This window comes from Pleomorphomonas koreensis DSM 23070 (assembly GCF_000425185.1).
Taxonomy (GTDB): domain Bacteria; phylum Pseudomonadota; class Alphaproteobacteria; order Rhizobiales; family Pleomorphomonadaceae; genus Pleomorphomonas; species Pleomorphomonas koreensis.
Map to the genome: position 1 here is coordinate 11,288 of NZ_AULH01000020.1, position 26,811 is coordinate 38,098.

Here is a 26,811-nt window from a genome sequence, read left to right on the forward strand (position 1 = left end):
CCTTCAGCATCTCCGGTGAACGCCGTTCGCCGGAAATGCCCCATCTCTTTGTTGAGACGCAATTCCGGACGCAGAACCTGTTCCCGCTTGTGCGGGAATTGCGCTGGACGCCGAAAAGCCCGTTTCCACGCCCCGAACCTAGACCCGCCGGAGGCGGCCGGCAACGCGCCAAAATGCGAGAAAACAATGGAAAAAGGCGCGGCCGGAGCCGCGCCTCGATCGGCAATTGCCAGGGGCGGCGATCAGGCGGATCTGAGGCCGGTCACGAAGCCGGCCACCTCGTCCTTCAGCCTGGCGGCCTGGGTCTGCAAGGCGCCGGACAGGGCCATCAACTGGGTCGCGGCCGAGCCGGTCATCTCGGCGGCGGTGCCGACACCGGCGATGTTGCCGGTGACGTCGTTGGCGCCGCTGGCCGCCCGTTGGGTGTTGCCGGCGATCTCGGTGGTTGCCGCCCCCTGTTCCTCCACCGCGCCGGCGATCGACTGCGTCACCTCCTGGATGGTGCCGATGGTCGTCACGATCAGCGAGATGCTGTCGACGGTGACCGAGGTCGCCGCCTGCATCTCCTGGATCTTGCGGGCGATCTCCTCGGTGGCCTTGGCGGTCTGGCCGGCCAGGTTCTTCACCTCCGAGGCGACGACGGCGAAGCCCTTGCCCATCTCACCGGCGCGCGCCGCCTCGATGGTGGCGTTGAGGGCGAGAAGGTTGGTCTGCTCGGCGATCGCCCGGATCAGCTCCACCACCTCGCCGATGCCCTGCGCCGAGGCGGACAGCGCCTTGACGTTGTCGTTCGAGCGTTGCGCCTCCCTGGCGGCGCTGCGGGCGATGTCGGCCGAGCGTGTCACCTGCGTGGTGATCTCGCGCACCGAGGCCGACAGCTCCTCGGTGCCGGCCGCCACCGTCTGCATGTTCTCCGAGGCGGTCTCGGCGGCGCCGCTCACCGCCTGCGCCTGCCGGCTGGTCTCCTCGGCGGTGGCGGCGAGGTTGCGGGCGGCGTCGGCCACCTCGTCGGACGACTGGACGAAGCCGCCGGCCAGCGTTCCCATGGCCGTCTCGAAATGGTCGGCGAGGGCGGCGCGCTCGGCGAGCAGCCGCTCGCGGCTGCGCGTCTCGGCCTCGGCGCCGGCCCGCCGCAGCCGCTCCGCCTCGGTGAGGCCGTCGCGGAACACCTTCAGCGTCGACGCCATCTCGCCGATTTCGTTCCTGGCGTCGGCATAGGGGATGGCGGTTGAGAGATCGCCGCCGGCCACCCCGGCCATGGCGGCTGCGATGCGGTGCAGCGGCCGCACCACGCCGTAGAAGACGAAGGCCAGCGCACCGAGCGCTAGCACGATGCCGGCGGCGATGGTGCCGACGGTGAGCGCGAAGGCCTGTCTGTAGCCGGCGACGGCCTCGGCCTGGGCGGCGGCGACGTCGGCGTCGACCTGGTCGATGCCCGACTGCAGGGCGGCGATGACGGCGTTGAACGGTGGCTGCGACGTCTTGTTGAGCAGCGTCGACGCTTCGTCGGCCTTGCCGTCGACCATCGCCCGGTAGATGTCGTTGTGCATCCCGACGTAGGTCGGCCAGTTCGCGGTGAAGGTGGCCAGCACCTCCTGCTGCTTCGGAAGGCCGCCGATCAGGCCGGCATACTCGGCCACCGCCCTGTCGACGTCGCCGATCGACTGGTCGGCGAGGCCCTTGGCCTTCTGCCGCTCGCCGGCGTCGGTGATCTGGGCGAGCCGGGCCGAGCGGACGCGCAGGCGCGTCGTCGCATAGCGGATCTCGCCGAGGCTCCTGACCAGCGGCAGCTTGTGGTCGGCGAACTCGCTGATCCGTTCGTTGGCGGCCGAAAGCTGCGACACGGCGACCCAGCCGAGACCGCAGGTCATCAGCAGAAGCGCGATGATGGTCGCCATCAGCGAAGTCTTGAGGGAAATAGTCATAAAAGCCCCCGAAGCAGACTGAAACGAGGGAATTACAGACCCGGATGGTTAAGGAAAGTTTTCGGAGAGACGACGCAGAGAAAGACTTGGACGAAAGACAGTTATTCGGATGCGGTCTTGTTTTCCGCCCCGACAAGACATGCGACAAGGAGAGGTTACATTGTCAGAAAGGGCAGGCCGGGGCGGTAGGCCGACGCCTTCCCGCCCCGCACCGGTCGTCAGGCGAGGCTCTTTTCGAGCAGGCCGGCGACCGCCGCCGCGAAGGCGGCCGGATCGCGCGGCGCTTCGCCGTCGAGGATGCGCGCCTGGCCGTAGAGAAGCGGAGCCGCCGCCGCCACGGCGCCGCCGTCGCCGGCCGCCACTTTGGCGGCCAGCGCCTTGATCAGGCTGTGGCCGGCGTTGATCTCCAGTACCGGCTTGCCGAAGGCCGCCTTGCCCTCCTGGCGGGCGACCAGCTTCTCGGTCATCCGGTCGAGGCCGAAGTCCGAGGCGACGAGGCAGACCGGGCTGGTCGACAGGCGGGCCGACGTGCGCACGTCGGCGACCTCGTCCTTCAGCGCTTCCTTCAGCGCCGCGACGAGGCCGGCCACTTCGGCGCCGGGCGTCGCGTCCGTCTTCGGTTCCAGCGGCTTGACGGCATCGAGGTCGGCCTCGCCCTGGGTCACCGACTTGAATGGCTTGCCCTCGAAGCCGAGGGCGGTGCGCACCCAGAAGGCGTCGACCGGGTCGGTGAGGATCAGCACTTCGAGGCCGCGCGCCGCATAGCCTTCGAGATGCGGCGACGCCAGCACCTGCGTCTCGTCCTCGCCGAGGGCGTAGTAGATCGCCGTCTGGTTCTCCTTGAAGTCCTTGACGACGTCGGCCAGCGACCGCCAGCCGTCGCCCGACGTGGTGGTCTTGAAGCGGACCACCTTGAACAGTTCGTCGCGGCGCTCGGGCGCCTCGTAGAGACCTTCCTTGATCACCGCGCCGAACGACGCCCACACCGTCTGGAACAGTTCGGTGTCGGTCTCCGCCAGCTTGGCCAGCTCCGACAGCACGCGGCCGGTGACGCCCTTGGCGATCGCCTCGAGCACCGGGTTCTTCTGCAGCATCTCGCGCGAGATGTTGAGCGGCAGGTCCTCGCTGTCGATGACGCCGCGCACGAAGCGCAGCCAGGCCGGCAGGATTTCCGCCTCGTCGGTGATGAACACCCGGCGGACGTAGAGCTTCACCCGGCCCTTGCGGCTGGGGTCGAACAGGTCGAACGGCTTCTCGCGCGGCACGAACAGCAGCACGTTGTATTCCTGCCGGCCCTCGGCGCGGTAGTGCAGCGTCAGCGCCGGCTCGTCCCAGGCGGTGGCGACGTGGTGATAGAATTCCTTGTATTCCTCGGCCGTCACCGCCGATTTCGGCTTCACCCAGAGGGCGGAGCCGTCGGCCAGCTCGCGCGTCTCCTCGCCGGTCCTGAACCGGATCGGCACCGGCACGTGCGCCGAATACTCGTGGACGATGCGGTCGATGGTGTGCCCGTCGGCGTAGCTCAGCGACTCCTCGTTGAGGTGCAGCTCGACCACCGTGCCGCGCCGCGGCGCCTCGGCAAGGTCGACCGGCGTCAGTTCGAAGGTGCCGGCGCCGTCCGATTCCCAGGCCCAGGCCTCCTCGCTGCCGGCCTTGCGGGAGACGACGCGGACGCGGTCCGCCACCATGAAGGCCGAATAGAAGCCGACGCCGAACTGGCCGATCAGCGCCTGTCCCTCGCCCTTGTCGGCGATGCTGTCGAGGAAGGCGCGGGTGCCCGAGCGGGCGATGGTGCCGAGGTTGTCCTTCAGCTCGTCGTGGCTCATGCCGATGCCGTTGTCGGCAACGGTCAGCGTCTTCTTGTCCTTGTCGGCGGAGATCTCGATGGCGAAGCCGTCCTCGCCGGCGAGCTGCGGCTCGGCGATGGAAAGATAGCGCAGCTTCTCGCAGGCATCGGCGGCATTCGAGATCAGCTCGCGCAGGAAGATGTCCTTGTTGGAGTAGACCGAATGCACCATGAGGTGCAGCAGGCGGGAAACTTCGGCCTCGAAGCTGTGGCGTTCCGATTGCGTCATGGTCTCGCTCGTGTGGATGAGGGGAGGGCCGGCAGGCCGGCGCGCGCCCGCTATGTGTTGCCGGCGAAAGCCGGTGTCAAGCGCCGCCTGCCGCCGGCCGGCAAGCCATGCGTAAAACTCCTGTCCGGGTCGACCTTTGCCGGCTTCGTGGGGCGGGGCGGCCGTGCTATGCGTCGTCGACCCTTTTTCGGAGGACCGTCGTGACCGACACGGCCACCAGTTCCGGACGCCTCGTCTCCGTGACGCTCGACGAGGCGTCGATCGCCAAGATCTCGCGCGAGGTCGACCACGAGCGGCAGGTGGCGATCTTCGACCTCCTGGAGCAGAATTCCTTCGCGCCGGTCGGCGCGGATGGCGGCGAGTTCTCGCTGCGCCTGTCGATGGTCTCCAACCGCCTGGTGTTGCAGATCTTCCGGGCGGACGGCGTGCCGGTCACCACCCACATCCTGTCGCTGACGCCGTTCCGCCGCATCATCCGCGACTACTATCTGGTCTGCGACAGCTATTACGAGGCGATCAAGGTGTCGACGCCGAACCAGATCGAGGCGATCGACATGGGCCGGCGCGGCCTGCACGACGAGGGGGCGGAGATCCTGCGCGACAAGCTGGCGGGCAAGATCGCCATCGACAAACTGACGGCGCGGCGGCTGTTCACCCTGATCGCCGGACTGCACTGGAAGGGCTGAACCGGGAGGCGCATGACGGACGACGGCAACACGGCGACGGAGGTGAAGCGGCCCGGTGCGGTGCTGTTCGCCTGCTCGTTCAACGCGGTGCGCTCGCCGATGGCGGCGGCCATCGCCCGTCATCTGTTTGCCGGCCGCGTCTTCATCGATTCCGCCGGCGCCCGCCGGGGCGAACTCGATCCCTTCGCCGTGGCGGTGATGGACGAGATCGGCCTCGACATCTCCCGCCACCGGCCGCAGACCTTCGAGGACCTTGAGGACACCAACTTCGATCTGATCGTGTCGCTCGCCCCGGAGGCTCACCACAAGGCGCTCGAATACACCCGCTACAATTCGGTGGAGGCCGAATACTGGCCGACCGCCGACCCGACGCTGGCCACCGGCTCGCGCGAGCACATTCTCGACGAATACCGCGCCGTTCGCGACCAGCTCACCGCCCGCATCAAGGCCCGGCTCGGCTGGGCGCCCCCCCTCGGCCAGCGCGACGAGAGCATGGTGGAGGTGGGATCGAGGGCCGCCAACGGCTGACGGATGCCGCTGCGGGCGGGACAATCGACGTCTTCGTCGCTTTTCGGCAGCCTTTTTCCGCCTTGGTGGTTTATTTTGCGGCGCGTTTCAGCTAGTTATCCGCCACCAATTCCCGAAAAACGGATCAATGCCCGCATGACCAAGGAAGAAGTCCTGGAGTTTCCAGGCGTCGTTTCGGAACTTCTGCCCAACGCGACTTTCCGCGTTCGTCTCGAGAACGACCACGAGATCATTGCCCACACCGCCGGCCGCATGCGCAAGAACCGCATCCGCGTGCTGGCCGGTGACAAGGTGCTGGTCGAGATGACGCCCTACGACCTCACCAAGGGCCGCATCACCTATCGCTTCAAGTAAGCGGCGGCAGGCGGCGGCGCGTCCGCCCGGCGTCCTCCTGCCGGGCGCCGGCAGCCGTTGCCGTGCCGATCCGCCGAGGGGTGAGCCCGATGACCAACCGTCCCGTCCTGGTCCTGGCGTCCGCCAGCCCGCGCCGCGTGGCGCTGCTCGACCAGCTCGGCATCTCGCCCGACCTCATGCTGCCGTCCGACGTCGACGAGACGCCCGGCCGCGGCGAGCTGCCGCGCCGTCTCGCCCGCCGGCTTGCCCGCGCCAAGGCCGAGGTGGCCGCCCACCGCGTGCCGCTTCAGGATTATCCGGGCCGCGAGGTGCTGGTGCTGGCCGCCGACACGGTGGTGGCGGTCGGCCGCCGCATCCTGCCGAAGGCCGAGACCTTCGCCGAGGCCGAGGGCTGCATCGCGCTCCTGTCCGGCCGTACCCATCGCGTGTTCACCGGCCTTGCCCTGGCGACGCCGTCCGGCCTGCGCGAGAAGCTGGTCGAGACGCGCATCCGCTTCAAGCGGCTGTCGCCGTCCGAGATGGCCGACTATCTCGCCTCCGGCGAATGGCAGGGCAAGGCCGGCGGCTATGCCGTGCAGGGCTTTGCCGGCGCCTTCGTCGCCGCCGTGTCCGGCTCCTATTCATCGGTGGTCGGCCTGCCGCTCCACGAGACGGCCAATCTCCTGGAATCGGCCCGCTATCCGGTGCGGGCCGGCTGGGCCGACGGAGCCCTCGCCTGATGGCCGCCGGCAAGGGCAGCCGCTGCCCCAACTGCGGCGCGCCGACCGATCCGGCCTTTCGCCCGTTCTGCAGCCAGCGCTGCAAGGATGTCGACCTCAACAGGTGGCTGAAGGGCGCCTACTCGATCCCGGTGGTCGAGGACGACGACCTGCCGACCGACGAGGACGAGACGGACGGCCGCGCCTGAGCCGATGCCTTCGGCCTTGAATCGGCTGGCTTTTCCATGTCTTGCCGGCTGAGTTGATTTTTCCCGTCAAACCCTCTGGACAGGCCGGCGCGGACTATCTATAAGGCCGATGCTTCGCCGTCGGGACGCGACCAGACGCCCGGTGGAACGCGGCAGTGCCTGAGTAGCTCAGTTGGTAGAGCATGCGACTGAAAATCGTAGTGTCGGTGGTTCAATTCCGCCCTCAGGCACCATCTCCCTGACAGTCTCCTGAAAATCTCGTCTCATCAGCCGGTCCACGGCGGATTCGCCACGTGCCGGATTTCTTGAGTATGATAGCGTAGTTTTGCCGTGACCGGTCGTTCGGGGCTGGTCGGCGGCCGCAACGGCCTTGTTGCTGCCTTCCGTTTCCCGCGTCCGCCTGACGGCCGGGGCTGGCGACAGGCCCGAACGCTGACGGAGAGCCGCGATGACGATGCCGTTTCCCCCGAGATCCCTTCTTCCCCTCCTCGGCGCGATGGCGCTGTCGGGACTGTCGGTCGCGCCGGCCGCCGCCCACGTCAAATGGTTCGCGCCCTATATCGTCGGCGCGCCGCCGCAGCCGGTATCCGCGACGCTGACCAATCCCTGGTTCTGGACCGGCATCGTCCTGGTGCTGATCTTCTTCACCGCCACCCGGCTGGTCGAGCGGTCGCCGGCCGGCGAGGTGATCCTCGGTGGCCTCGACCGCGCCACCGGTCCGCTATGGGCGCGGCTCGACGACTTCGTGCGCGTGGTCATCGGCGCCTTCTTCGTGGCGATCTTCGCCATCGGCGGCATCTACCTGACGCCCGACCTGAAGACGCCGGCCGAATGGGTGTCGTGGACGCAGTTGCTGATCGCCGCGCTGATCTTCTCCCGCCGCACCCAGTCGCTGGCCGCCGCCGGCATCATCGGCCTGTGGCTGCTGGCGCTGCGCGACTACGACGTCTTCCACCTGCTCGACTATCTGGCGCTGGGCGTCGGCGTCGCCGGTTATCTGGTGCTGGAGGCATCGTCCGATCCGGACTGGCGCAAGCACCGCTTCGAGGTGCTGCGCTGGGGCGTGGCCATCGCCCTGATGTGGTCGAGTCTGGAGAAATTCGCCTATCCCGACTGGTTCTATCCGCTGGTTGACGAGAAGCCGTTCCTGACCTTCGGCATGCCGCGCGACGTGTTCATCCCGATGGCCGGCGTCGCCGAGTTCACCATGGGCTTCGGCCTGATCTGGACGCCGCTGGTGCGGCGGCTGTCGGCCATCGCCCTGTTCGTCATCTTCAACGCCGCCGTCTACCCGTTCGGCCGCGTCGACCTGATCGGCCACGCGCTGATCATGGCAATCATCGTCGCCATCGCCGCCGACCGGACGCGCGAGGTGCGTTTCCTGCCGGCCGAGAAGAAGGCGCTCGTCGGCGTGCCGGCCGGCCTTGCGGCGGCGCTGGTCATCTTCGTCGGCGGCTACTGGGGCCTGCACATCGCCATCTACGGCGTGGCGGGCAACGTCGGCACGCCGCCGGCCGAATATCTCACCCATACGCCGAACGCCGAGCATCCGCACGGCGCCGCCGGCATGAGCGACGGCATGCCCGATGCCATGAACGCCGAGGCCGCCTATCGCGCCGCCATGGACCGCATGCACGGCCCGATGATGAGCGGCATCGCCGATCCGGACCCGGACGTCGCCTTCGTGCGCGGCATGATCCCCCACCATCAGGGAGCGATCGACATGGCGGAGACGGTGCTAAAATTCGGCCAGGACCCGCAGAACCAGCATTTCGCCCGCGAGATCATCGACACCCAGGCGCGCGAGATCGCCGAGATGCGGGCCTGGCTGCGTCAGCGCGGTCTCGCCGATCCCTAGAGCAATTCCAACAAAAGTGGGAACCGGTTTTGCGTCCGGAATTGCCTACAAACAAACAGATAGACCATTTCCGGTGAACCGGCTTTCACCGGAAATGCTCTAGGCAATCCGGCCGGCCTCACCGGGGAGCGGTGGGGCCGGCGGTCTCCTCGGTGAGAATTTCCTCGGCCAGGATCTCCTCGACGCTGTCGATACCCTCGGCGTGCGCCTCGCAGACCTCCAGCAGCGCCTCCTCGTCGAGCTTCTCGATGCCGATGAACTTGTTCTTGGCCGCCGAGGTCAGAATCAGCTCGTCGAGCTTGGCTTGCAGCGCCTTGCCGTCGCGGTTCTGCGAGTTCTGCAGCACGAACACCATCAGGAAGGTGACGATGGTCGTCGCCGTGTTGATGACGAGCTGCCATGTTTCGGAAAAGCCGAAGAATGGACCGCTGATCGCCCAGACCAGCACCAGCCCGACGGCCAGCGCAAAGGTGACCGGCCGTCCGGACAGCTCGGAGATCGCCGAAGCGAAGCGGGAAAACAGGCCAGACGGGTTGCCGCCGTTCATGATGGCCTCGCGTCGTCGGACACCGATCCCGAGGCCGTGCGCCAGTAGCCGGCGGTGCGCACCTGCGTCAGCGGCAGGCGCGCTTCGAAATGGGCGCGCAGGTCCAGCGCGGCAGTGCGTTCGGCCGCCACCCAGACAGTGGCGTCGGGCGACAACGGTGCCGTTGCCAGCGCCCGCGTCAGGCGCCGGCCGGGTGGGGCCGCGCCGCGCGGCAGGAAATGGATGGTGACGCCGGGCGGCGCGTCGAGCGGCTGGACGTCGGCTTCTTCGGGCACCTCCAGCCAGGCCGTGCCGCGCGTGGCCGGGGGCAGGGCGGCGAGAATGCCGGCGATGGCCGGCAGGCCGGTCTCGTCGGCGCCGAGCAGCACCTCGCCGGCCGGCGGCCAGTCGAGGCGGAAGCCGTCGCGAACGCCGGAGATTTCGGCGCGGTCGCCGGTCCGGGCCCGCTGCGCCCAGCCGGCGCAGAGGCCGCCATGCCGCACCATGTCGATGACGATGCGTCCGCCCACCCGCTCGCGTACCGTGTAGGCGCGGCCGTGCGATCGCCGCCCGTCGCCGGGATCGGCAAGATGGAGCTTGATCCAGCCGGCCGGCCGGGGCGGCGCGTCGGTGTCGGGCTCCAGCTCGTCCAGCACCAGGCGGCGCATGTTGGGCGTCAGGTCGAACGCCTCGACCACCGCCACCGGTCGCCGCCGGTTGGCCCGGCGGACGCGGTCGAGATGGTCGGCGATGGCGGGCGGGGTCTCGCGCATGGGACGTCTCCGGTTCGGCGGAGCAGCAGGGCGCCCGCCGGTCGCGATGGTTAACGCGTCGCGCTGGTGCGGGTTCCGGTCGCTCGCCGTTTGGATCGTCGCGTGCATCCGTGGCGCGCCTGCAACAATTTGCTTTGCAGAACCGTTGATTTGCCGCATTAATCAGATACTGTTTTCTACGTATTCGTCGCGCATCGCCTCACGGCGCATCGGCAGGATGGACGTGCATGGATCGGGAACCCAGGCCGGTAGTCATCGTCATGGTGGAGAGTGACGAGGTCGATGCCCGCCTCATAGAGACGAACATCCGGCGCGCCGGGGTGAATAACGAGATCATAATGTTCCGCAATGGCGGCAGCGCCGTCGATCAGCTGGTCGGCGCCGGGGCCGCCGGACGAGACAGCGCCGACGCCGGGCGGCTGTTTCTGCTCGATGTCGATCTGTCGGACATGAGTGGGCTGGACGTGCTGGCCAGCATCCGGACCAACCACGCGACGCGCCATTCCCCTGTCATCCTGATGGCGGCGGCCGGCGAAGAGGGCGAGAACCAGCGCCGCCCCGATCTCGGCGCCCATGTATTCATTTCCAAGCCGCTCAGCGAAGAGAGCTTCGCCCAGGCCATCCGCGACCTGGGATTGGTGATGACGGTCATCCAGGTCCCCGACATCGATTGACGTCTGCCGCCCACCCCATTTTGAGGGCGGGCGGCAAACGATCAGGACAGGACGCCGGCGTCAGAGATAGGGCCGGCGCGGCACGTCGTCGACGGTGCCGGTGTCGGGATCGAAGCCGCTCCAGCCGCTTTCGCGATAGAGACGCTCGCGCTCGACCATGTTGACGGGCGTCGTCTCGTCGAGGAGGCGGGCCACCAGCGCGTCCTGGCTGTCGTCGGCGCGTACGGTGATCATCGTGCCGCCCCGGCGGATGGCCTCGGCATAGACCTGGGCCTCTTCCGTGCTCAGGCCGGAGCTGGTGAGCGCATCGACGATGCCGCCCGCCACGCCACCGGCCACCGCGCCGGCCGCCAGACCGGCCAGCGTCGACACGAACCAGCCGGTCGCCACCACCGGGCCGAGACCGGGAATGGCCAGCAGGCCGACACCGGCCAGCGCGCCGGCGCCGCCGCCGAGCACGGCGCCGATGCCGGAGCCGGCCGCTGTCGCCTCGGCGCCGTCCTTGACCGGTACTTCCTCGTTCTTGGGCGAGATGACGGAGATGTCTTCGTCGTCGATGCCGGCGGCCTTCAGCCTGTCGACCACGGCCATGGCGTCGGACCAGCTGTCATAGAGTCGGGTGTGCGTGCTCATGGTGCTTTCCTTTTTCATTCTGTGGCTGAGGGTCTGTGACCGAGGTGCGCCCGCCGGCCTCACTCGGTGCTGATGGTGCCCTTGTAGTCGACGGCGACGGTGACGGTGGCGCCGTTGTGCTTGGCCTGACCGCGCCAGATGCCGTCGTCGGACTGCACGAGGGTGCCGACGTCGGTATAGCCGGCGTCTTCCAGCCACGAGCGCGCCTGCGCCTCGGTGAAGCTGTTGGCGCCCGGCTCCAGGGCCTTGCTGTCCTTGTTCATGTTGTCCATCTGGTCGGCCGGCGGGGCCGCCTGATCGGCCGGAGGCATGGCGGGAGCGTTCGGGTCGGGCGACGGCGCCGTCTGGGCGAAGGCGGCACCGCTGAAGGCAAGAGTGGCTGCCAGGCAGAGATAGGCGAGTTTCATCGGAGTCTCCTTCGACGTTGGAGGTCTTTGCCGGCCATGCGGGGCCGGGAGACGGCAACCGGCCGGCGACTGTCGAGAACGACGGAGACCGCGTCTGCGGCCGCTGAATTAACCATTAACGGGAGCGATAGTTCCAACCGCCTCACCGGGGCCGTCGCGGCCCGAGGTAAATCGCCGGGGCCGACGGAAAAAGCGGAACCGTTTGGCCGCTTGGGAATTCAGTTGAGGGTGTTTCGTCCGTCCAGGCCGCGTCGCTCGGGTCTGCGCCGTGCGCCTGATCCCGCATCGGCTTGAAGCTCAAAGCGAATGATGATGTCAGACGATATTCTTACCTATTTACCTGCCTTGCGCGCCTTTGCCCGTTCCTTGTGTGGCAACGCGACGGAAGCCGACGATCTGGTTCAGGAAACCCTGCTGCGGGCGATCGAGAACATTTCAGGCTACACGCCCGGCACCAACCTCCGCGCCTGGCTGTTCACCATCATGCGGAACCGCTTCTACTCCAACTGCATCAAGCGCAAGCGCGAGCCGACCGGCGACGAGGACTGCGCCTCCGAGATGCCCGTGGTGCCGGCCCAGCAGGAGTGGCAGATCCGCATGCAGGAGCTGGAGCGGGCGCTCGAGGAGCTGCCGGTCCATTATCGGGAGGCGATCGTGCTGGTGATCGTACTGGAGGAAAGCTACCTCCGCGCCGCCGAGATTCTCGAATGCGACATCGGCACCATCAAGAGCCGCATCAATCGCGGCCGGCGCATGCTGCGTGTCGCCCTGGGAGACGCGGTTTGACGACGCCGCTGATATCTCAACATTTTCCGGGCAAAGGGTTGCGGGAATGCGGCCTCCTCTTACGGCCTCTCCCGGAAATGTTCTGGAACATCTCGCGCTCCCTCCGGTTGGAGCCCGGCACGTCCAAAGAATGCACGACATCGACTTCGCACATGGGAGGCGGGTCATGTCACGTCCCACCGATCCGACCGGATGGGAGGACGACAGGCTTTGGCGGCAAGGCTGACGGCGAGAAACGCCATCGTTTCCCGCCGAACTCGACAAGAGAGGAGCGGGCCGAACGAGCGATCGGTTCCGGGATGGCAGGCGCCATCCGCCGACCGCCCGAAGCGGCTTAATCCCTACGGAGAAAGATATGCCCAGATACAACGAGACGCGCGAACGCGACGACCGTGGACGTTTTGTCAGCGACGATGATCGGGGTGGCCGCTACGAGAGCCGCGGCAATGATCGCGACCGCGACGACCGCGGCCGGTTTGTCGGCGATGATGACCGGGGCGGCCGTTACGAGAGCCGTGGCAATGATCGCGACCGCGACGATCGCGGCCGTTTCTCCGGCGGCAGCGACCATCGCGGCAACGACCGCGACCGCGACGATCGCGGACGTTCCATGAGTGACGACGACCGCGGCGGCCGCTACGAGAGCCGCGGCTACGATCGCGACCGTGACGATCGCGGCCGCTTCGCCGGCGGCAACGACGATCGTGGCAACGATCGCGACCGCGACGAGCGTGGACGCTTCACGAGCGGCGATGACTATCGCGGCGGTGGCCGCGCCTCCGAACGCCGAGACGACGACGACGACCGCCGTTACGGCTCCCGCGGCCGCGACGACGATCGCGGTCATGGCGGCTGGTTCGGCGATCACCAGGGCCATGCCGAGGCCGCCCGCCGCGGCTGGGAAAGCCGCCGAGACGACGATCGCGACGCCTGGCGTGGCCGTCGCTGACCTTTGACGTGGGGGGAGGAGAGGCTCCGGCCCCTCTTTCCCCGTCTGCCGCGCCACCTTCGGCCGAGTATCTCCGGCCCCATTCTCAGGAGGGTACGATCCATGGAAGACATCCGCGATCATTATCTGGCATGGCTTCGCGACGCCCATGCCATGGAAGAACAGGCCCTCACGATGATGCGGGGCATGCTCTCCCGTCTTGAGCACTATCCGGTGCTCTGCGCCCGCATGGAGCAGCACGTGGCCGAGACCGAGCGGCAGGCGGCGGCGCTCCGCAAGCTGCTGGAGGGCCGCGACAGCAGTTCCTCGGTGATGAAGGACACGCTCGGCAAGGCCACCGCTCTCGGGCAGGCGATGGGCGGCCTGTTCGCCGACGACGAGGTCGTCAAGGGCGCCATGGCCAGCTACACCTTCGAGCACATGGAGATTTCCGCCTACAAGGTGCTGATCTCCACCGCCGCGGTGCTGGAGGACAGCACGGCCATCCCCGTCCTCGAACAGATCCTCGCCGAGGAACAGGCGATGGCCGACTGGCTGTCCGACCACATGGACCAGACGACGCGCATCTTCCTCGCCCGCGACGAGGCCGGAATTCCGGCGCGTCGGTGACGGTGCTGCCGGTGGCAGCCGGTTGGCCCGCCGATCCGTTCCATCGTGACACGACATCCGCCGCCGCGCCCGTCGCGGCGGCAAACTGTTGGGTCAGGCTCCGCCTCTCCCGCCCAGGCGGGTCAGGGTGCCGTGGAGGAGGGTGGCGTATAGCCCCTGGCGATCAGGTTGTCCTGATAGCGCTGAAGGGCATTGCCAAGCTCGATCGCCAGATCGCGCAGCCCGTCGGGAACGGGCTCGGCCGTGATGGCCGCCATCAGATGCCGCGCGGCGCTTTGCAACTGGCCGAAGTCGTCTTCGCCGCGCCGCTCTTCGGGCGTCTTGGGGAGGGAAGGAAGATCGCTCATGTAAGTGACCACTACTATGGGTGCTACATAGGCGTATATCCCGGAAAACATATAACAAGGCTAAACGATCGCACGAAGATCGTGCAAATGGGCCATTTTTTCTGAAATGGCGTCCGGATCGCCGGGGCGACCCGGACCGCATGGCTCGTCCGGCGGCCTTCAGCCAATCCGCCCAGCTGCCGGCGCCTCCGCTCATCGCGGCCGGGGCCGATTTCTCATGCCGTTGATGCAGATGAGAAATCGGCAGGCCAGAGACCGGAAGGCCAGAGACCGGAAGCCATTCTCCACGTCTTCCGGTGTCAGCTGTCCTTGGGCTTCGCCTTGCTCGCCGTCTGGCCGCCGCCTTCGCCGCCCGTCTGCTGCTGGGAACCGGACGCATTGCGATCGCCCACGCGCAGATTGTTCTGCACATGCTTGACGCCCGAGCACGCCTCGGCGCAGTCCTCGGCGGCGCGCTTGGCGTCGCGCGAGTCGACGAAGCCGGTCAGCGTCACCTCGCCGCCCGACACCTGCACGGTGATGTCGGAGGCGTCCAGTTCGTCATCGTCGGCGAGGCGGTCGCTGACGTCCTCCTTGATCCGCTCGTCGGAACGGGTGTAGCCCTTCGGCCCCTTGCCGCGGAACAATCCGCTCGTCGTGCGTCCTTCGGCCTTGCCCTGCTGCCGGCCCTCGGAGGCGCCGCGATAGGGGTCCGGACCATAGCCGCGATCGAAGCCGCTGCTCGACCGCACGCCGTAGCCCTGCGGATCTCGGTAGCGGTCCTGCCCTTCCCAGCCGCCATAACCCTCGCGGCTGCCAGAATAGTCGCGGTCCCGTCGGGCGAAATCAAAGGCATGGCCGCCATCGCGCTCCCCGGAGGAAGAGTCGCGGTCGTCCCGCCGCCGGTCGTCGTAGTCGTAGCCCTGCGATCCGCGTTCGCGACCGCGATAGATCTCGTCGTCGTCGCGGCCGTAATCGTCGCTCTGCCGGCGGGTGTAGCCGGTGTCGTCTTCCTGAAGCCGGCCGGAGAAGCGCCGACGATCGTCGTCCTGCGCGCGATACTGGTAACTGCGGTCGTTGCGTTCATTTGCCATGGGGGAGCCTCCTCTCGCGATTTTTCCGGCGTCTCAGGCACCGGTCGCGGTCAACAACAAGCGGGGCGGCCGATTGTTCCGGCCTTTCCCGGCGGCCGCTCGCCTCAGATCAGCGGCTTGCCGCCGGTGACGGCGACGGTGGCGCCCGACACGTAGCTCGACATCGGCTCCGCCAGCATCACGTAGGCCGAGGCCAGTTCCACCGGCTGCGCCGGCCGCTTCATCGGATAGTTGGAACCGAACTTCGACGTCTTCTCGGCCGACATGCTGGCCGGGATCAGCGGCGTCCATACCGGGCCGGGAGCGACGCAATTGACGCGAATGCCCTGCTCGGCCAACAGCTGCGCCAGGCCGCCGGTGAAGTTCTGGATCGCCCCCTTGGTGGTGGCATAGGCGAGCAGGCCGGGGTTGGGCGCGTCGGCGTTGATCGAGGCGGTGTTGATGATCGACGCCCCCGGCCGCATGTGCGGCACGGCCGCCTTGGCGAGATAGAACATGGCGTGGATGTTCACGGCGAAGGTTCGCTGCCACTCCTCGTCGGTGATGTCATCGATCGTCTCGAAGGTGTCCTGATGGGCGGCGTTGTTCACCAGCACGTCGAGCCGGCCGAACTCCTCCGCCACCCGTGCCACGATGTGCCGGCAATGGGCGGGGTCGGCGATGTCGCCGGGCAGCGCCAGGCAGCGGCGGCCGGCCTCGGTGACGAGGCGGACGGTGTCGGCGGCGTCCTCGTGCTCGTTGAGGAAGGACAGCGCCACGTCGGCGCCCTCGCGGGCGAAGGCGATGGCCACAGCCCGGCCGATGCCGCTGTCGCCGCCGGTGATCAGGGTGGCCATGCCTTGAAGACGGCCGGCGCCGCGCCAACTCGTCTCGCCGTGGTCGGGCTTCGGGTCCATCTTCCGGAAGCTGCCGGGCAGCTCCTGCGTCTGCGGCGGGAAGGGCGGCTTCGGATAGTCGGGATAGCGCGGCCCATTTGCCGGGGCGTCGGCGGAAGAGGTCTTGCTCATGCTCCGTCTCCAGGTTGATCCGGGGCGATGCCCTCGGAAAGGCTGAGGAAAAGGCTCCGGGAGAATAGCCGGCGGCGCCGTTTGTTCCCGAGACGGAGGGGGCGGCGGCCGAGGATTCCACCGGCCGGGCGGAATCGGGCGGGAACAATCAGTCCCGCGGCACGTTGCAGGGGGGCAACTTTCCTTCCGATCCGAAAGGTGAAGCCATGAAGACCAAATCGCTTGATGATCTTTTCCAGGACATGCTCAAGGACGTCTATTATGCCGAACGCAAGATCCTGAAGGCATTGCCGAAAATGGCGCGTGGCGCCCAGTCGCCGGAATTGCGGGCCGCCTTCGAGAAGCATGCGGACGAGACGCAGATCCAGATCGAGCGCCTGCAGCAGGTATTCGAGCTGATCGGCAAGCCGGCGCGCGGCAAGACCTGTCCGGCCATCGAGGGCATCATCGAAGAAGGCGAGGAGATCCTCGAGTCCTTCGGCGGCACCGACGCCGTCGACGCCGGCTTGGTAGCCACCGCCCAGGCGGTCGAGCATTACGAGATCGCCCGCTACGGCACGATGTGCCGCTGGGCGGAGATGCTGGGACAGAAGCAGGCCTCCAAGCTCCTCCGGGAAACCCTGGCCGAGGAAGAGGCGACCGACAAGACCCTCACCGAGATCGCCGAGACCTCGGTCAATCAGGCCGCCCTCAAGGCTGCCTGATGGCGCATTCCCCAGGCGCGCGCTGATCCCCTCCCTCATGCAGCGCGCCCCGGCCCGGGCGGTCTCCCTCTTGGGAACCGCCCGGGTCGCCTTTCCCCCGGCCCTCGCGGTTGACGGATCCTTAACCCAAGCCCTTGTGGACATTCGTCAAAAGTTCATAGGCGCATGGTAGTTCCGCCGAGGCGAGAAGGGGGAGCGATGGCGCTCGGAAAACATCTTCAGACCGCGCAGAGCGTCAGCCGGCGCGTTTCGCTGTTCGTCGGCGCGCTCGCCGTTGCCTGCCTCGGGCTGGCGCTGGCGCTGCTGGCGGCACGCTTTGGTGCCTTGCCGCCGGTCTGGCAGTCCGGCCTGGTCGCCGGCGTTGTCTCCGGAACGATGCTGCTGCTTACCATCGTGGCCATCGGCTTTGCCTTGCTGCGAAAGAGCCTGGCCGGCCTGCAGGCCGCGGAGCTGGCCGAGAACGCGGCGCGCGTCGATCCCGTCACCCTGGCGCTGACGCGCGGCGATTTCCTCGACGAACTGCGCCGCCGGGTCCGGACGGCCGGCGACCGCCGTCATGCCTGCGTAATGCTCGACCTCGACCACCTCAAGGCGCTCAACGACACCTTCGGCCACGCCGCCGGCGACGAGGCGCTGGCCCGGCTGGTGCGCATCTGCCGCGAGGCGCTGCCCGGCGCCGTGGTCGGCCGGCTGGGCGGCGACGAGTTCGCGCTGCTCCTGTCCGACTGCGCCTCGCGCGACGAGGTGGTGCGGACGACGAGGGCGCTGCTCGACCGGCTGCGCCTGCCGGCCCAGATCAATGGCCGCACCATGCGCCTGTCGGCGACCGCCGGCCTCGCCGTGGCGCCCGACGACACCCGCATCGCCCTCGAACTGGTCAATCTCGCCGACCTCGCCCTCTACAAGGCCAAGGCGGCGCGCGGCACCGTACTCTCCTACAACGCCCGCATGCTGGTCGACGATCGCTACGCCCGCCTGCTGGCCCGCGAGCTGCGCGCCGCCATCTATCTCAACCAGCTGGACGTGCATTACCAGCCGGTCGTCGCCGAGGACGGCGTGACCCGCACCGCCTTCGAGGCGCTGATCCGCTGGCATCACCCGCTGCGCGGCAGCATCCCGCCCTCCGAGTTCATCACCGTCGCCGAGCAGTCGACACTGATCGAGGAGGTGGGCGAATGGGTGATCCGCCGCGTCGTCCGTGACGCCGTGCGCTTCGGCACCGGCCAGTTCGGCATCAACGTGTCGCCGGTCCAGTTGAAGCAGCCGGGCTTTTCGGATTTCGTGCTCGGCGAGCTGGCGGCTGCCGGTCTGCCGGCCTCCCGGCTGGTGCTGGAGATCACCGAGACGGTGTTCCTCGACTTCGGCTCGGTCGAACGGGCCAATCTCGACGGGCTGCGGCAGGCCGGCGTGATGATCGTGCTCGACGATTTCGGCGCCGGCTTCGCCTCGCTGCAATATCTCCGGAAATTCCGCTTCGACTGCCTGAAGATCGACCGGAGCTACGTCCATGCCGCCGGATCGAGCGCCGTCGACATGACCTTCGTCTCCGCGATTACCGAGCTGGCCCGCGCGCTCGGCACGCGCGTGCTGGCCGAGGGCGTCGAGACCGAGGAGCAGTATCTCCTGATGAAGGCAGCCGGCTGCCAGCGCTTCCAAGGCTACTATTTCGGCCGGCCGGCCGTCCTGCCGGACAGCGCCGCGCCATCGGTTGCCTGCATCGAGCCGCGCCGCGCCATGGGCGGCTGAGGCCGGCGAACTGCTCCGGTTCGATCAAATAGTATGACAAATGAGGCCGGCGGCTGGCCAAGTGCCGGACGCGGGGCTATTCTGGGGCGGTCCGGCCGCTCTGCCGGACCGAAGGAGGATGCCCGATGTCCAGGCCGCGCCGTCACAAGCTCTGGTTCGACAATCCCGACAACCCGTCCATGACGGCGCTCTATCTCGAGCGCTACCTCAATTTCGGCCTGACGCGCGACGAGCTGAGGTCCGATCGGCCGATCATCGGCATCGCCCAGACCGGCTCCGACCTGTCGCCCTGCAACCGCGTCCACCTGCGCCTTGCCGAGCGGGTGCGCGAAGGCATCCGGGCGGCCGGCGGCATCGCCTTCGAGTTTCCGGTGCATCCGATCCAGGAGACCGGCCGGCGGCCGACGGCGGCGCTCGACCGCAACCTCGCCTATCTCGGCCTGGTCGAGATCCTGCACGGCTATCCGCTCGACGGCGTGGTGCTGACCACCGGCTGCGACAAGACGACGCCGGCGCTGATCATGGCCGCCGCCACCGTCGACCTGCCGGCCATCGTCCTGTCGGGCGGGCCGATGCTCGACGGCTGGCACGAGGGCCGGCTGGCCGGTTCCGGCACCATCATCTGGCAGAAGCGTCTGGAGTTGGCCACCGGCAGGATCGACTACGAGGAATTCATCGATGCCGCCGCCGCCTCGGCGCCGTCCGACGGCTACTGCAACACCATGGGCACCGCCTCGACCATGAACTGCCTGGCCGAGGCGCTCGGCATGAGCCTGCCCGGCAACGCCTCCATACCCGCCCCCTATCGCGAGCGGGCGCAGATGGCCTACCATACCGGCCAGCGCATCGTCGCCATGGTCGAGGAGGATTTGCGGCCGTCGAAGATCCTGACGCGGCAGGCCATCGAGAACGCCATTGTCGTCAACTCGGCGATCGGCGGCTCCACCAACGCCCAGCCGCACATCGTCGCCATCGCCCGCCATGCCGGCGTGCCGATCGCGCCGATGGACTGGCAGTCGGTCGGCTACGACGTGCCGCTGATGGTCAACATGCAGCCGGCCGGCAGCCATCTGTCCGAGGGCTTCCACCGGGCCGGCGGTGTGCCGGTGGTCATGAAGGCGCTGCTCGACCACGGCCGCCTCAATGGCGAGGCGCTCACCGTCACCGGCCGCACGGTGGCCGACAACATCGCCGCGGCACCGGCGCCGGATGGCGAGGTGATCAAGCCCTACGACGCGCCGATGAAGGAGAAGGCCGGCTTCATCGTCCTGCACGGCAATCTCTTCGACGCCGCCATCATGAAGACCTCGGTGATATCGGAGGATTTCCGCCTTCGCTATCTGTCCAAGCCGGGATCGGAAAACGTCTTCGAGGGGCCGGTTGTGGTGTTCGACGGCTCGGAGGACTACCACCACCGCATCGAGGATCCGGCGCTCGGCATCACCGCCGAAACCATCCTGGTCATCCGCTATGCCGGCCCGGTCGGCTGGCCGGGCTCGGCCGAGGTGGTCAACATGCAGCCGCCGGCCGCCCTGATCGACAGGGGCATCGCCGCGCTGCCCTGCATGGGCGACGGCCGCCAGTCCGGCACGTCGGGTTCGCCCTCCATCCTCAACGCCTCGCCCGAGGCGGCGGTGGGCGGTGGTCTCGGCCTCCTCAGGACCGGCGACCGCATCCGCGTCGACCTCAACGCCGGCACCGCCGACGCGCTGGTCGATCCGGAGGAGTGGGAGCGCCGCCGCGCCGCCTTCGAGCCGGTCTATCCGGCCAGCCAGACGCCGTGGCAGGAACTCTACCGGACGACGGTCGGCCAGCTCGCCGACGGCGCCGTCATGGAGATGGCGGTGAAGTACCAGAAGGTCGTCGACAGCGTGCCGCGCGACAGCCACTGACGCATGGCGCCGAAAAGTTGCAGACGTTTCGGGTGACGCCACGCGCTGGAAAACAGCGTCTGGAAACGGCTCACTCGCGCGCGGCGGCCGTCACCCGCGCCGCGCCGAGGCGGATCGTCTCGACGATGGCGGCGGCCGCCGCCTCGCCGTCGCCATCGCCGATCGCCGTCACCACGGCGCGATGGGCGGCGCAGGAGATGGCCTTGGCCTTGGGGTCGTTGACCGGCACGGTGATGGTGAAGGTGGCGGCCAGCGCCACCTCGATCAGCGCCGACGCCGTGCGGAAGAACGGGTTGCCGCTCAGCCGGGCAATCGCCAGGTGGAAGTCGAGATCGGCGGCGGCGAAGCCGGCGGGCGAGGCATCCGGCGCCTCCATGCGGTCGACGATGGCATGCAGGGCGGCCACGTCCGCCTCGCCCCGCCGCCCGGCGGCCAGCGATGCCGCCACCGGCTCCAGCGCCAGGCGGACGTCGGAGAGGTGAGCGAGCAGTTCGAGGCCGATACCGCAATCGAGGTGCCAGCGCAGCATGTCCGGATCGAGCAGGTTCCAGCTGGTCCGCTCGACGACGCGGGTGCCGACGCGCGTCTTGGGCTGGATCAGTCCCTTGGCGGCCAGCGTCTTCAGCGACTCCCGGAGCACGGTGCGCGACACGCCGAAGCGCGCCATCAGCTCGGCGTCGGACGGTAGCAAGCTGCCCTCCGGCCGTTGTCCGCCGACGATCTCGTGGGCAAGCTCGCGCACGATGTCGTCCTGGCGGGCGCGTTTCACCACCGTGCGTCGTGTCATGCGTCCCTCACAGAACCGCTCGGGTGTCCGCCGCGAATCGCGGTGCGGCGACCGTTGGCGCGAAGCTGGTGCGACTATGCCACAACGGTCCCGCGTTGACAGCCGGCAGAAAGGTCAACGCCGAAAAAACCTTTTGTTTTCCGCGAACTTGAGCGAGATTGACTGATCAATCGAAAAGGCGGCTCCAACGGGGCTCGGGAGGCAGGCATGACCAATCCGGCAGACGATTTCACGACGCTCGACGGCGGCGACGGGCTGAGGGCGGTGTTCAGCCCGGCCGGCGCGCAACTGGTGGCGCTCTACGTGCCGACCCGTTCCGGCGGACCGGTGCAGACGGTGATGGGGTCGTCCGGCCGTCTCGACGCCCCCGACGGCGACAGCTGGGCCGGCACCATCTGCGGCCGCTTCGCCAACCGTATCGCCGGCGCCAGCTTCACGCTCGACGGCGTCAGCTACCACCTGCCGGCCAACGAGGGCGACAAGCAGCTCCACGGCGGCGAGGCCGGCTTCGGTCATCTGATCTGGCGGGCCGAGAAGACGGACAAGGAGGTGGTGTTCCGCCTCGATTCGCCCGACGGCGACATGGGCTATCCCGGCGCCCTCGCCGTGAAGGCGGCCTACGGCTTCGACGGCCACACGCTTTACCTCGACATGACCGCCACCACGACCAAGCCGACGGTGGTCAATCTGACGCACCACGTCTACTGGAACCTGCTCGGCAAGGGCGACATCCTCGGCCACCTCATGCAGATCCCGGCCAGCCGCTACACGCCGGTCGGCGACAATCTCATCCCGCTCGGACCCCTTGCCGAGGTGGCCGGCACCCGCTTCGATTTCCGCGACAAGCGGCCGATCGCCGGCGCCTACGACCACAATTTCGTGCTCGACGCCGGCCGCGGCGCGCTGCACCTCGGCGCCCGCGCCATCGAGCCGGTCACCGGCCGCACGCTGGAGGTCTGGACCACCGAGCCCGGCATCCAGCTCTACACCGGCGAGCATTTCTCGCCGGCGATCAAGGCGCCCTTCTCGGAGCATGTGAAGAACGCCGGCTTCGCGCTGGAGCCGCAGACCTACCCCAATGCCGCCAACGAGCCGAGCTATCCGAGCCCGGTGCTGCGGCCGGGCGAGACCTATCACCACCGCATCGAGTGGCGCTTCTCGGGCTTCTGAGGCCATTTTCCAGAAGCATCGAGGCCGCGCTCCGGGCAACCGGGGCGCGGCCTTTTTCGTGGCGCGCGCGGCGGCAACAAAAAGCCGGGACCTCGCGGCCCCGGCTCGACAGGTGGCGAGGAGGATGAAGCCTCAGCCCTTCTGCTTGTTGTAGAGGTCGAACACCACGGCCGCCAGCAGCACCATGCCCTTGACCATCTGCTGGAAGTCGATGCCGAGGCCCATGATCGACATGCCGTTGTTCAGCACGCCCATGATGAAGGCGCCGACCACCGCGCCGGTGATCTTGCCGACGCCGCCGGTCGTCGAGGCGCCGCCGATGAAGCAGGCGGCGATGACGTCGAGTTCGAAGCCGTTACCGGCCTTCGGCGTCGAGGAGTTGAGGCGGGCGGCGACGATCAGGCCGGCGAAGGCGGCGAGAACGCCCATGTTGATGAAGGTGTAGAAGGACAGGCGCTCGGTGTTGATGCCCGAGAGCCGCGTCGCCTTCTCGTTGCCGCCGAGCGCGTAGATACGGCGGCCGATGGTCGTGCGGGTGGTGACGAAGGTGTAGAAGGCGATCAGCACGCCCATGATCACCAGGATGTTCGGGAAGCCCTTGTAGGTCGAAAGCTGGTAGCCGAGGGCCAGCATCACCGCCACCAGGACGGCGTTGCGCGTGATGAAGAAGGCGAAGGGCTCCACCTCGATGCCGTGCGACTCGTTGAGCTTGCGGCCGCGCCAGGACAGGTAGACCAGCAGCGCCGGAATGGCGATCGTCAGGATGAGCGAGGTCGAGTGCAGGCCGCCCATGTCGAACAGGTCGGGCAGGAAGCCGGTGGAGAGCTTCTGGAACTCGGCCGGGAACGGGCCGATGTTCATGCCGCCCAGCAACCAGAGCGTCAGGCCGCGGAACACCAGCATGCCGGCCAGCGTGACGATGAAGGCGGGTATGTGGTGGTAGGCGATCCAGTAGCCCTGCGCCGCGCCGATGGCGCCACCGAGGATCAGGCAGACCAGCGACGTCGTCCAGGGATCGATCTTGTAGTTGACCATCATCACCGCCGCCACGGCGCCGATGATGGCGACGATGGAGCCGACGGACAGGTCGATGTGCCCGGCGACGATGACCAGCAGCATGCCGAGCGCCATGATGACGACGAAGGAATTCTGCAGCACCAGGTTGGTCAGGTTGACGGGGCGGAAGAGCACGCCGCCGGTGATGATCTGGAAGAAGACCATGATCACCACGAGCGCGATCAGGATGCCGTATTCGCGCATGTTCTGCCGAAGGAAGACGGCGAGCGACGGAGCGGCCGTCGGCGGAACGGCCGTCCTGGTGGCTTCGTTGGGCGTATTCATCAAACCTTCTCCCCCGAGCGCATGATGGCGCCCATGATGTTTTCCTGGCTTGCCTCGGCAACGGGCATTTCGGCCACGATCGCGCCTTCGTTCATGACGTAGATGCGGTCGCAGGTGCCGAGCAGTTCCGGCATTTCCGAGGAGATGAAGATGACCGCCTTGCCGGCGGCGACGAGGTCATTGACGATGGTGTAGATCTCGTACTTGGCGCCGACGTCGATGCCGCGCGTCGGCTCGTCGAGGATCAGCACGTCCGGATTGGCGAACAGCCACTTGGCCAGCACCACCTTCTGCTGGTTGCCGCCGGAGAGGTTGACGACGTCCTGATAGATCGACGGCGTGCGGATCCTGAGCTTGTCGCGGTATTCGTTGGCCGCCTTGCGCTCGATGTACTCGTCGATGATGAGGTTCTTCGAGATGCCCTTGTGGTTGGCCAGCGTGTTGTTGTGCATCACGTTGTTGATCAGCACCAGGCCAAGCTGCTTGCGATCCTCGGTGACGTAGGCGAGGCCGGACTTGATCGCCCGCTCGACGGTCGAGACGTCGGCCGGCTTGCCGTTGATCAGCACGTCGCCGGAGATCTTCTGACCGTAGGAACGGCCGAACACGCTCATGGCGAACTCGGTGCGGCCGGCGCCCATCAGGCCGGCGATGCCCACCACCTCGCCGCGGCGGACGTTGAGGTTGATGCCGTTGGAGATCTTCCGTTCGGCGTGGATCGGATGGTAGGCCGTCCAGTTGCGCACCTCGAACACGGTCTCGCCGATGTGCGGCACGCGCTTCGGGAAGCGGTCGGATAGCTCGCGGCCGACCATGCCGCGGATGATGCGCGCCTCGGAGATCTTCTCGGCGTGGCAGTCGAGCGTCTCGACGGTGGCGCCGTCGCGCAGCACGGTGATCTTGTCGGCGACGCGGGAGATCTCGTTGAGCTTGTGCGAGATGATGATCGAGGTCAGCCCCTGCTTCTTGAACTCCAGGAGGAGGTCGAGGAGGGCGTTGGAGTCGCTCTCGTTGAGCGAGGCGGTGGGCTCGTCGAGGATCAACAGCTTGACCTTCTTCGACAGCGCCTTGGCGATCTCGACCAGCTGCTGCTTGCCGACGCCGATGTGGGTGATCAGCGTCGAGGGGTTTTCCTTGAGGCCGACCTTGGCGAGCAGCTCGGACGTGCGGCGCGTCGCCTCGGCCCAGTTGATGACGCCGCCCTTGGCCACCTCGTTGCCCAGGAAGATGTTCTCGGCGATCGACAGCATCGGGATCAGCGCGAGTTCCTGGTGAATGATGATGATGCCTTCTTCCTCGGTATCCTTGATCGAGCCGAAGGTCTTGAGTTCGCCCTTGTAGTAGATCTCGCCGTCGTAGGTGCCGTGGGGATAGACGCCCGACAGCACTTTCATCAGCGTCGACTTGCCGGCGCCGTTTTCACCGCAGAGCGCGTGGATTTCGCCTTCCTCAACGGAAAAGCTGACGTCGCGCAATGCCATGACGCCGGGAAACGTCTTGGTGATGTTGCGCATCTCGAGGATCACGTTCGTGCTCACGCGAGGCTCCTTTGTCCGCCGATCTCCGATGGGCGACAGGCAGAATGGTCTTGTTGTTAGGTGTTGCCGCCAGGGGCACCAAAGGCGCACCGATCCGCACAGCGGGCAGATTGGAGACCGCGCGAGGGACATGGCCCCCCGCGCGGATCATCAGATCATCAGGACCGGATCAGAGGTCCGATTCCTTGTAGTAGCCGGAGTCGATGACGATCTCCTTGTAGTTGTCCTTGGTGACCAGCACCGGCTTCAGCAGGTAGGACGGAACGACCTTGACGCCGTTGTCGTAGGTCTTGGTGTCGTTGACTTCCACTTCCTTGCCCTCGAGGGCTTCCGACACCATCTTCACCGTCTGCTTGGCCAGCTCGCGGGTGTCCTTGAAGATCGTCGAATACTGCTCGCCGGCGATGATCGCCTTGACGGACGGCAGCTCGGCGTCCTGGCCGGACACGTACGGCATCGGCGTGCCTTCGGTGCCGTAGCCGACGCCCTTCAGCGACGAGATGATGCCGATCGAGATGCCGTCATAGGGCGACAGCACGGCGTCGACATGCTTGTCGGTGTAGTTGGCCGACAGGATGTTGTCCATGCGGGCCTGGGCGGTGGCGCCGTCCCAGCGCATGGTCGCCACCTGGGCGAAGTCCGTCTGGCCCGACTGCACGACCAGCTTGCCGCTGTCGATGTAGGGCTTCAGGACGCTCATGGCGCCATTGAAGAAGAAGGTGGCGTTGTTGTCGTCGGGCGAGCCGGCGAACAGTTCGATGTTGAACGGGCCCTTGCCGTCCTTGAGGCCGAGCGGGGCCTCGAGCGACGACGCCTGGAGCACGCCGACCTGGAAGTTGTCGAAGGTCGAGTAGTAGTCGACGTTCGGCGAGTTGCGGATCAGGCGGTCATAGGCGAACACCTTGACGCCGGCCTCGTGGGCCTTGGCCAGGATGTCGGTCAGCGTCGTGCCGTCGATCGAGGCGATGACGAGGACGTCGACGCCCTTGGTCACCATGTTCTCGATCTGGTTGAGCTGGTTCGGGATGTCGTCCTCGGCATACTGGAGGTCGGTCTCGAAGCCGGCGGCCTGGAACTGCTCGACCATGCTGTGGCCGTCGGAGATCCAGCGCGAGGACGACTGCGTCGGCATGGCGATGCCGACCTTGCCCTTCTCGGCGGCGTAAGACGCGGTGGCCAGGGCGGAAACGCCGATCACGAGCGTGGCAGCCAGAATCTTGGTAAGCTTCATTCTCTCCCCCTTCGATCCCGGATGGGCCGGCGATCTGCCGCCCCTCGGGAATTCCGTGTGAGTTGGTGACCAATTCCGTCAGGCGCGGATGGCGCCTGACGTCCTCATAAAGCAGGACGTTCCCGCCTTATTCCTCATGGGGTCCGGCGACGGGCCGCCGCCGGATCCGCTCCTTCCATCCGTGCCGATCGATGCGAGGGCAGGGGAAGGACCTCCTTGTCGCAACGGGCGGCCAACCGGCCACCGCTGCAAAGCCGCCCCGATCGAGGCGGCGAACCATTGTCT

The 26,811-nt window shown here is 67.4% G+C and carries 27 protein-coding genes and 1 tRNA gene; 14 read left to right on the forward strand and 14 right to left on the reverse strand.

All coding sequences use genetic code 11. The features are described 5' to 3' along the window. Nucleotides 1–242: 242 nt before the first annotated feature. Nucleotides 243–1,925: a methyl-accepting chemotaxis protein gene (locus H512_RS0116550; RefSeq protein ID WP_026784391.1), complete on the reverse strand. Its 1,683-nt coding sequence runs from the start codon at nt 1,923–1,925 to the stop codon at nt 243–245. 218 nt (nt 1,926–2,143) lie between these two features. Continuing rightward, nucleotides 2,144–4,000 carry a molecular chaperone HtpG gene (gene htpG / locus H512_RS0116555; RefSeq protein ID WP_026784392.1) on the reverse strand — a complete coding sequence of 619 codons (1,857 nt, stop codon included), beginning with the start codon at nt 3,998–4,000 and terminating at the stop codon, nt 2,144–2,146. A 200-nt stretch (nt 4,001–4,200) separates the two neighbouring features. Here htpG and H512_RS0116560 point away from each other — a divergent pair, with 200 nt between their 5' ends. The 7 genes from H512_RS0116560 to copM all read left to right on the forward strand — a co-directional run bounded on the left by H512_RS0116560 (nt 4,201) and on the right by copM (nt 8,333). Beyond that, complete coding sequence (locus H512_RS0116560; RefSeq protein WP_026784393.1) at nt 4,201–4,686, forward strand: UPF0262 family protein; 486 nt, start codon at nt 4,201–4,203, stop codon at nt 4,684–4,686. A gap of 12 nt (nt 4,687–4,698) precedes the next feature. Then, nucleotides 4,699–5,214, forward strand: coding sequence for an arsenate reductase ArsC (locus tag H512_RS24525; protein WP_053239976.1), 516 nt, complete (start codon nt 4,699–4,701; stop codon nt 5,212–5,214). 135 nt (nt 5,215–5,349) lie between these two features. After that, a complete protein-coding gene (gene infA, locus H512_RS0116570; protein WP_026784394.1) occupies nt 5,350–5,568 on the forward strand; it encodes a translation initiation factor IF-1 in 219 nt (72 codons plus the stop codon). Nucleotides 5,569–5,657: 89 nt separating this feature from the next. Continuing rightward, nucleotides 5,658–6,287, forward strand: coding sequence for a Maf family nucleotide pyrophosphatase (locus H512_RS0116575; protein ID WP_026784395.1), 630 nt, complete (start codon nt 5,658–5,660; stop codon nt 6,285–6,287). Beyond that, entirely contained in the window at nt 6,287–6,475 is a 189-nt protein-coding gene (locus H512_RS24530) for a DNA gyrase inhibitor YacG (RefSeq protein ID WP_036792274.1), read from the forward strand. Before H512_RS0116575 ends, H512_RS24530 begins: the two co-directional genes overlap by 1 nt. 157 nt (nt 6,476–6,632) lie before the next feature. Beyond that, nucleotides 6,633–6,708 (forward strand) — tRNA-Phe (locus H512_RS0116585). Between the two features lie 215 nt (nt 6,709–6,923). Beyond that, the gene (copM, locus tag H512_RS0116590) at nt 6,924–8,333 is read left to right on the forward strand and encodes a CopM family metallochaperone (RefSeq protein ID WP_026784396.1); all 1,410 of its coding nucleotides are present in this window, start codon (nt 6,924–6,926) and stop codon (nt 8,331–8,333) included. 118 nt (nt 8,334–8,451) lie between these two features. Here the strand turns inward: copM and H512_RS0116595 are convergent, their stop codons facing one another. Together H512_RS0116595 and H512_RS24535 are read right to left on the reverse strand one after the other, a co-directional pair. Next, nucleotides 8,452–8,880, reverse strand: a complete 429-nt coding sequence (locus H512_RS0116595) for a low affinity iron permease family protein (RefSeq protein WP_026784397.1) — start codon at nt 8,878–8,880, stop codon at nt 8,452–8,454. Beyond that, on the reverse strand, nt 8,877–9,632 hold the full coding sequence (locus tag H512_RS24535; protein WP_053239977.1) for a siderophore-interacting protein: 756 nt from the start codon (nt 9,630–9,632) through the stop codon (nt 8,877–8,879). Before H512_RS24535 ends, H512_RS0116595 begins: the two co-directional genes overlap by 4 nt. Before the next feature lie 227 nt (nt 9,633–9,859). Here H512_RS24535 and H512_RS0116605 point away from each other — a divergent pair, with 227 nt between their 5' ends. Then, the gene (locus tag H512_RS0116605; RefSeq protein ID WP_026784398.1) at nt 9,860–10,306 is read left to right on the forward strand and encodes a response regulator; all 447 of its coding nucleotides are present in this window, start codon (nt 9,860–9,862) and stop codon (nt 10,304–10,306) included. A 60-nt stretch (nt 10,307–10,366) separates the two neighbouring features. Here the strand turns inward: H512_RS0116605 and H512_RS0116610 are convergent, their stop codons facing one another. Continuing rightward, nucleotides 10,367–10,939 carry a hypothetical protein gene (locus H512_RS0116610; RefSeq protein WP_026784399.1) on the reverse strand — a complete coding sequence of 191 codons (573 nt, stop codon included), beginning with the start codon at nt 10,937–10,939 and terminating at the stop codon, nt 10,367–10,369. A gap of 59 nt (nt 10,940–10,998) precedes the next feature. Next, entirely contained in the window at nt 10,999–11,346 is a 348-nt protein-coding gene (locus H512_RS0116615; RefSeq protein WP_026784400.1) for a hypothetical protein, read from the reverse strand. 306 nt (nt 11,347–11,652) lie between these two features. Between H512_RS0116615 and H512_RS0116620 the strand changes: the two genes are divergently transcribed. Then, a complete protein-coding gene (locus H512_RS0116620) occupies nt 11,653–12,132 on the forward strand; it encodes a sigma-70 family RNA polymerase sigma factor (protein WP_245585437.1) in 480 nt (159 codons plus the stop codon). 334 nt (nt 12,133–12,466) lie between these two features. Here H512_RS0116620 and H512_RS27090 read toward each other — a convergent pair whose 3' ends face one another. Then, nucleotides 12,467–13,009, reverse strand: a complete 543-nt coding sequence (locus H512_RS27090; protein WP_156899548.1) for a hypothetical protein — start codon at nt 13,007–13,009, stop codon at nt 12,467–12,469. Nucleotides 13,010–13,183: 174 nt separating this feature from the next. On the opposite strand from H512_RS27090, the gene H512_RS0116630 reads away from it, so the two are divergent. Next, a complete protein-coding gene (locus H512_RS0116630; protein WP_026784403.1) occupies nt 13,184–13,690 on the forward strand; it encodes a ferritin-like domain-containing protein in 507 nt (168 codons plus the stop codon). A 122-nt stretch (nt 13,691–13,812) separates the two neighbouring features. Here H512_RS0116630 and H512_RS0116635 read toward each other — a convergent pair whose 3' ends face one another. The 3 genes from H512_RS0116635 to H512_RS24550 all read right to left on the reverse strand — a co-directional run bounded on the left by H512_RS0116635 (nt 13,813) and on the right by H512_RS24550 (nt 16,117). Further along, complete coding sequence (locus tag H512_RS0116635; protein ID WP_156899549.1) at nt 13,813–14,037, reverse strand: hypothetical protein; 225 nt, start codon at nt 14,035–14,037, stop codon at nt 13,813–13,815. Nucleotides 14,038–14,336: 299 nt separating this feature from the next. After that, entirely contained in the window at nt 14,337–15,110 is a 774-nt protein-coding gene (locus H512_RS25950) for a BON domain-containing protein (RefSeq protein ID WP_053239978.1), read from the reverse strand. Between the two features lie 104 nt (nt 15,111–15,214). Then, the gene (locus tag H512_RS24550; RefSeq protein ID WP_053239979.1) at nt 15,215–16,117 is read right to left on the reverse strand and encodes an SDR family oxidoreductase; all 903 of its coding nucleotides are present in this window, start codon (nt 16,115–16,117) and stop codon (nt 15,215–15,217) included. 206 nt (nt 16,118–16,323) lie between these two features. On the opposite strand from H512_RS24550, the gene H512_RS0116650 reads away from it, so the two are divergent. The 3 genes from H512_RS0116650 to H512_RS0116660 all read left to right on the forward strand — a co-directional run bounded on the left by H512_RS0116650 (nt 16,324) and on the right by H512_RS0116660 (nt 20,459). Beyond that, nucleotides 16,324–16,821, forward strand: coding sequence for a YciE/YciF ferroxidase family protein (locus tag H512_RS0116650; protein WP_026784405.1), 498 nt, complete (start codon nt 16,324–16,326; stop codon nt 16,819–16,821). 198 nt (nt 16,822–17,019) lie between these two features. After that, nucleotides 17,020–18,567 (forward strand): putative bifunctional diguanylate cyclase/phosphodiesterase, encoded by a 1,548-nt coding sequence (locus H512_RS24555; protein WP_053239980.1) that lies wholly within the window; start codon nt 17,020–17,022, stop codon nt 18,565–18,567. A 125-nt stretch (nt 18,568–18,692) separates the two neighbouring features. Continuing rightward, nucleotides 18,693–20,459 (forward strand): IlvD/Edd family dehydratase, encoded by a 1,767-nt coding sequence (locus H512_RS0116660; protein WP_026784406.1) that lies wholly within the window; start codon nt 18,693–18,695, stop codon nt 20,457–20,459. Nucleotides 20,460–20,529: 70 nt separating this feature from the next. On the opposite strand, the gene H512_RS0116665 is transcribed toward H512_RS0116660, so the two are convergent. After that, on the reverse strand, nt 20,530–21,246 hold the full coding sequence (locus H512_RS0116665; protein WP_026784407.1) for a FadR/GntR family transcriptional regulator: 717 nt from the start codon (nt 21,244–21,246) through the stop codon (nt 20,530–20,532). A 207-nt stretch (nt 21,247–21,453) separates the two neighbouring features. Between H512_RS0116665 and H512_RS0116670 the strand changes: the two genes are divergently transcribed. Continuing rightward, complete coding sequence (locus tag H512_RS0116670) at nt 21,454–22,416, forward strand: aldose epimerase family protein (protein ID WP_053239981.1); 963 nt, start codon at nt 21,454–21,456, stop codon at nt 22,414–22,416. Nucleotides 22,417–22,548: 132 nt separating this feature from the next. Here the strand turns inward: H512_RS0116670 and mmsB are convergent, their stop codons facing one another. From mmsB to chvE, 3 genes are all read right to left on the reverse strand, one after another. Then, nucleotides 22,549–23,676, reverse strand: coding sequence for a multiple monosaccharide ABC transporter permease (mmsB, locus tag H512_RS0116675; protein WP_245585439.1), 1,128 nt, complete (start codon nt 23,674–23,676; stop codon nt 22,549–22,551). A gap of 80 nt (nt 23,677–23,756) precedes the next feature. Continuing rightward, a complete protein-coding gene (gene mmsA / locus H512_RS0116680; RefSeq protein ID WP_036792302.1) occupies nt 23,757–25,271 on the reverse strand; it encodes a multiple monosaccharide ABC transporter ATP-binding protein in 1,515 nt (504 codons plus the stop codon). 193 nt (nt 25,272–25,464) lie between these two features. Then, nucleotides 25,465–26,526, reverse strand: coding sequence for a multiple monosaccharide ABC transporter substrate-binding protein (gene chvE, locus H512_RS0116685; protein WP_026784411.1), 1,062 nt, complete (start codon nt 26,524–26,526; stop codon nt 25,465–25,467). Nucleotides 26,527–26,811: the final 285 nt, after the last annotated feature.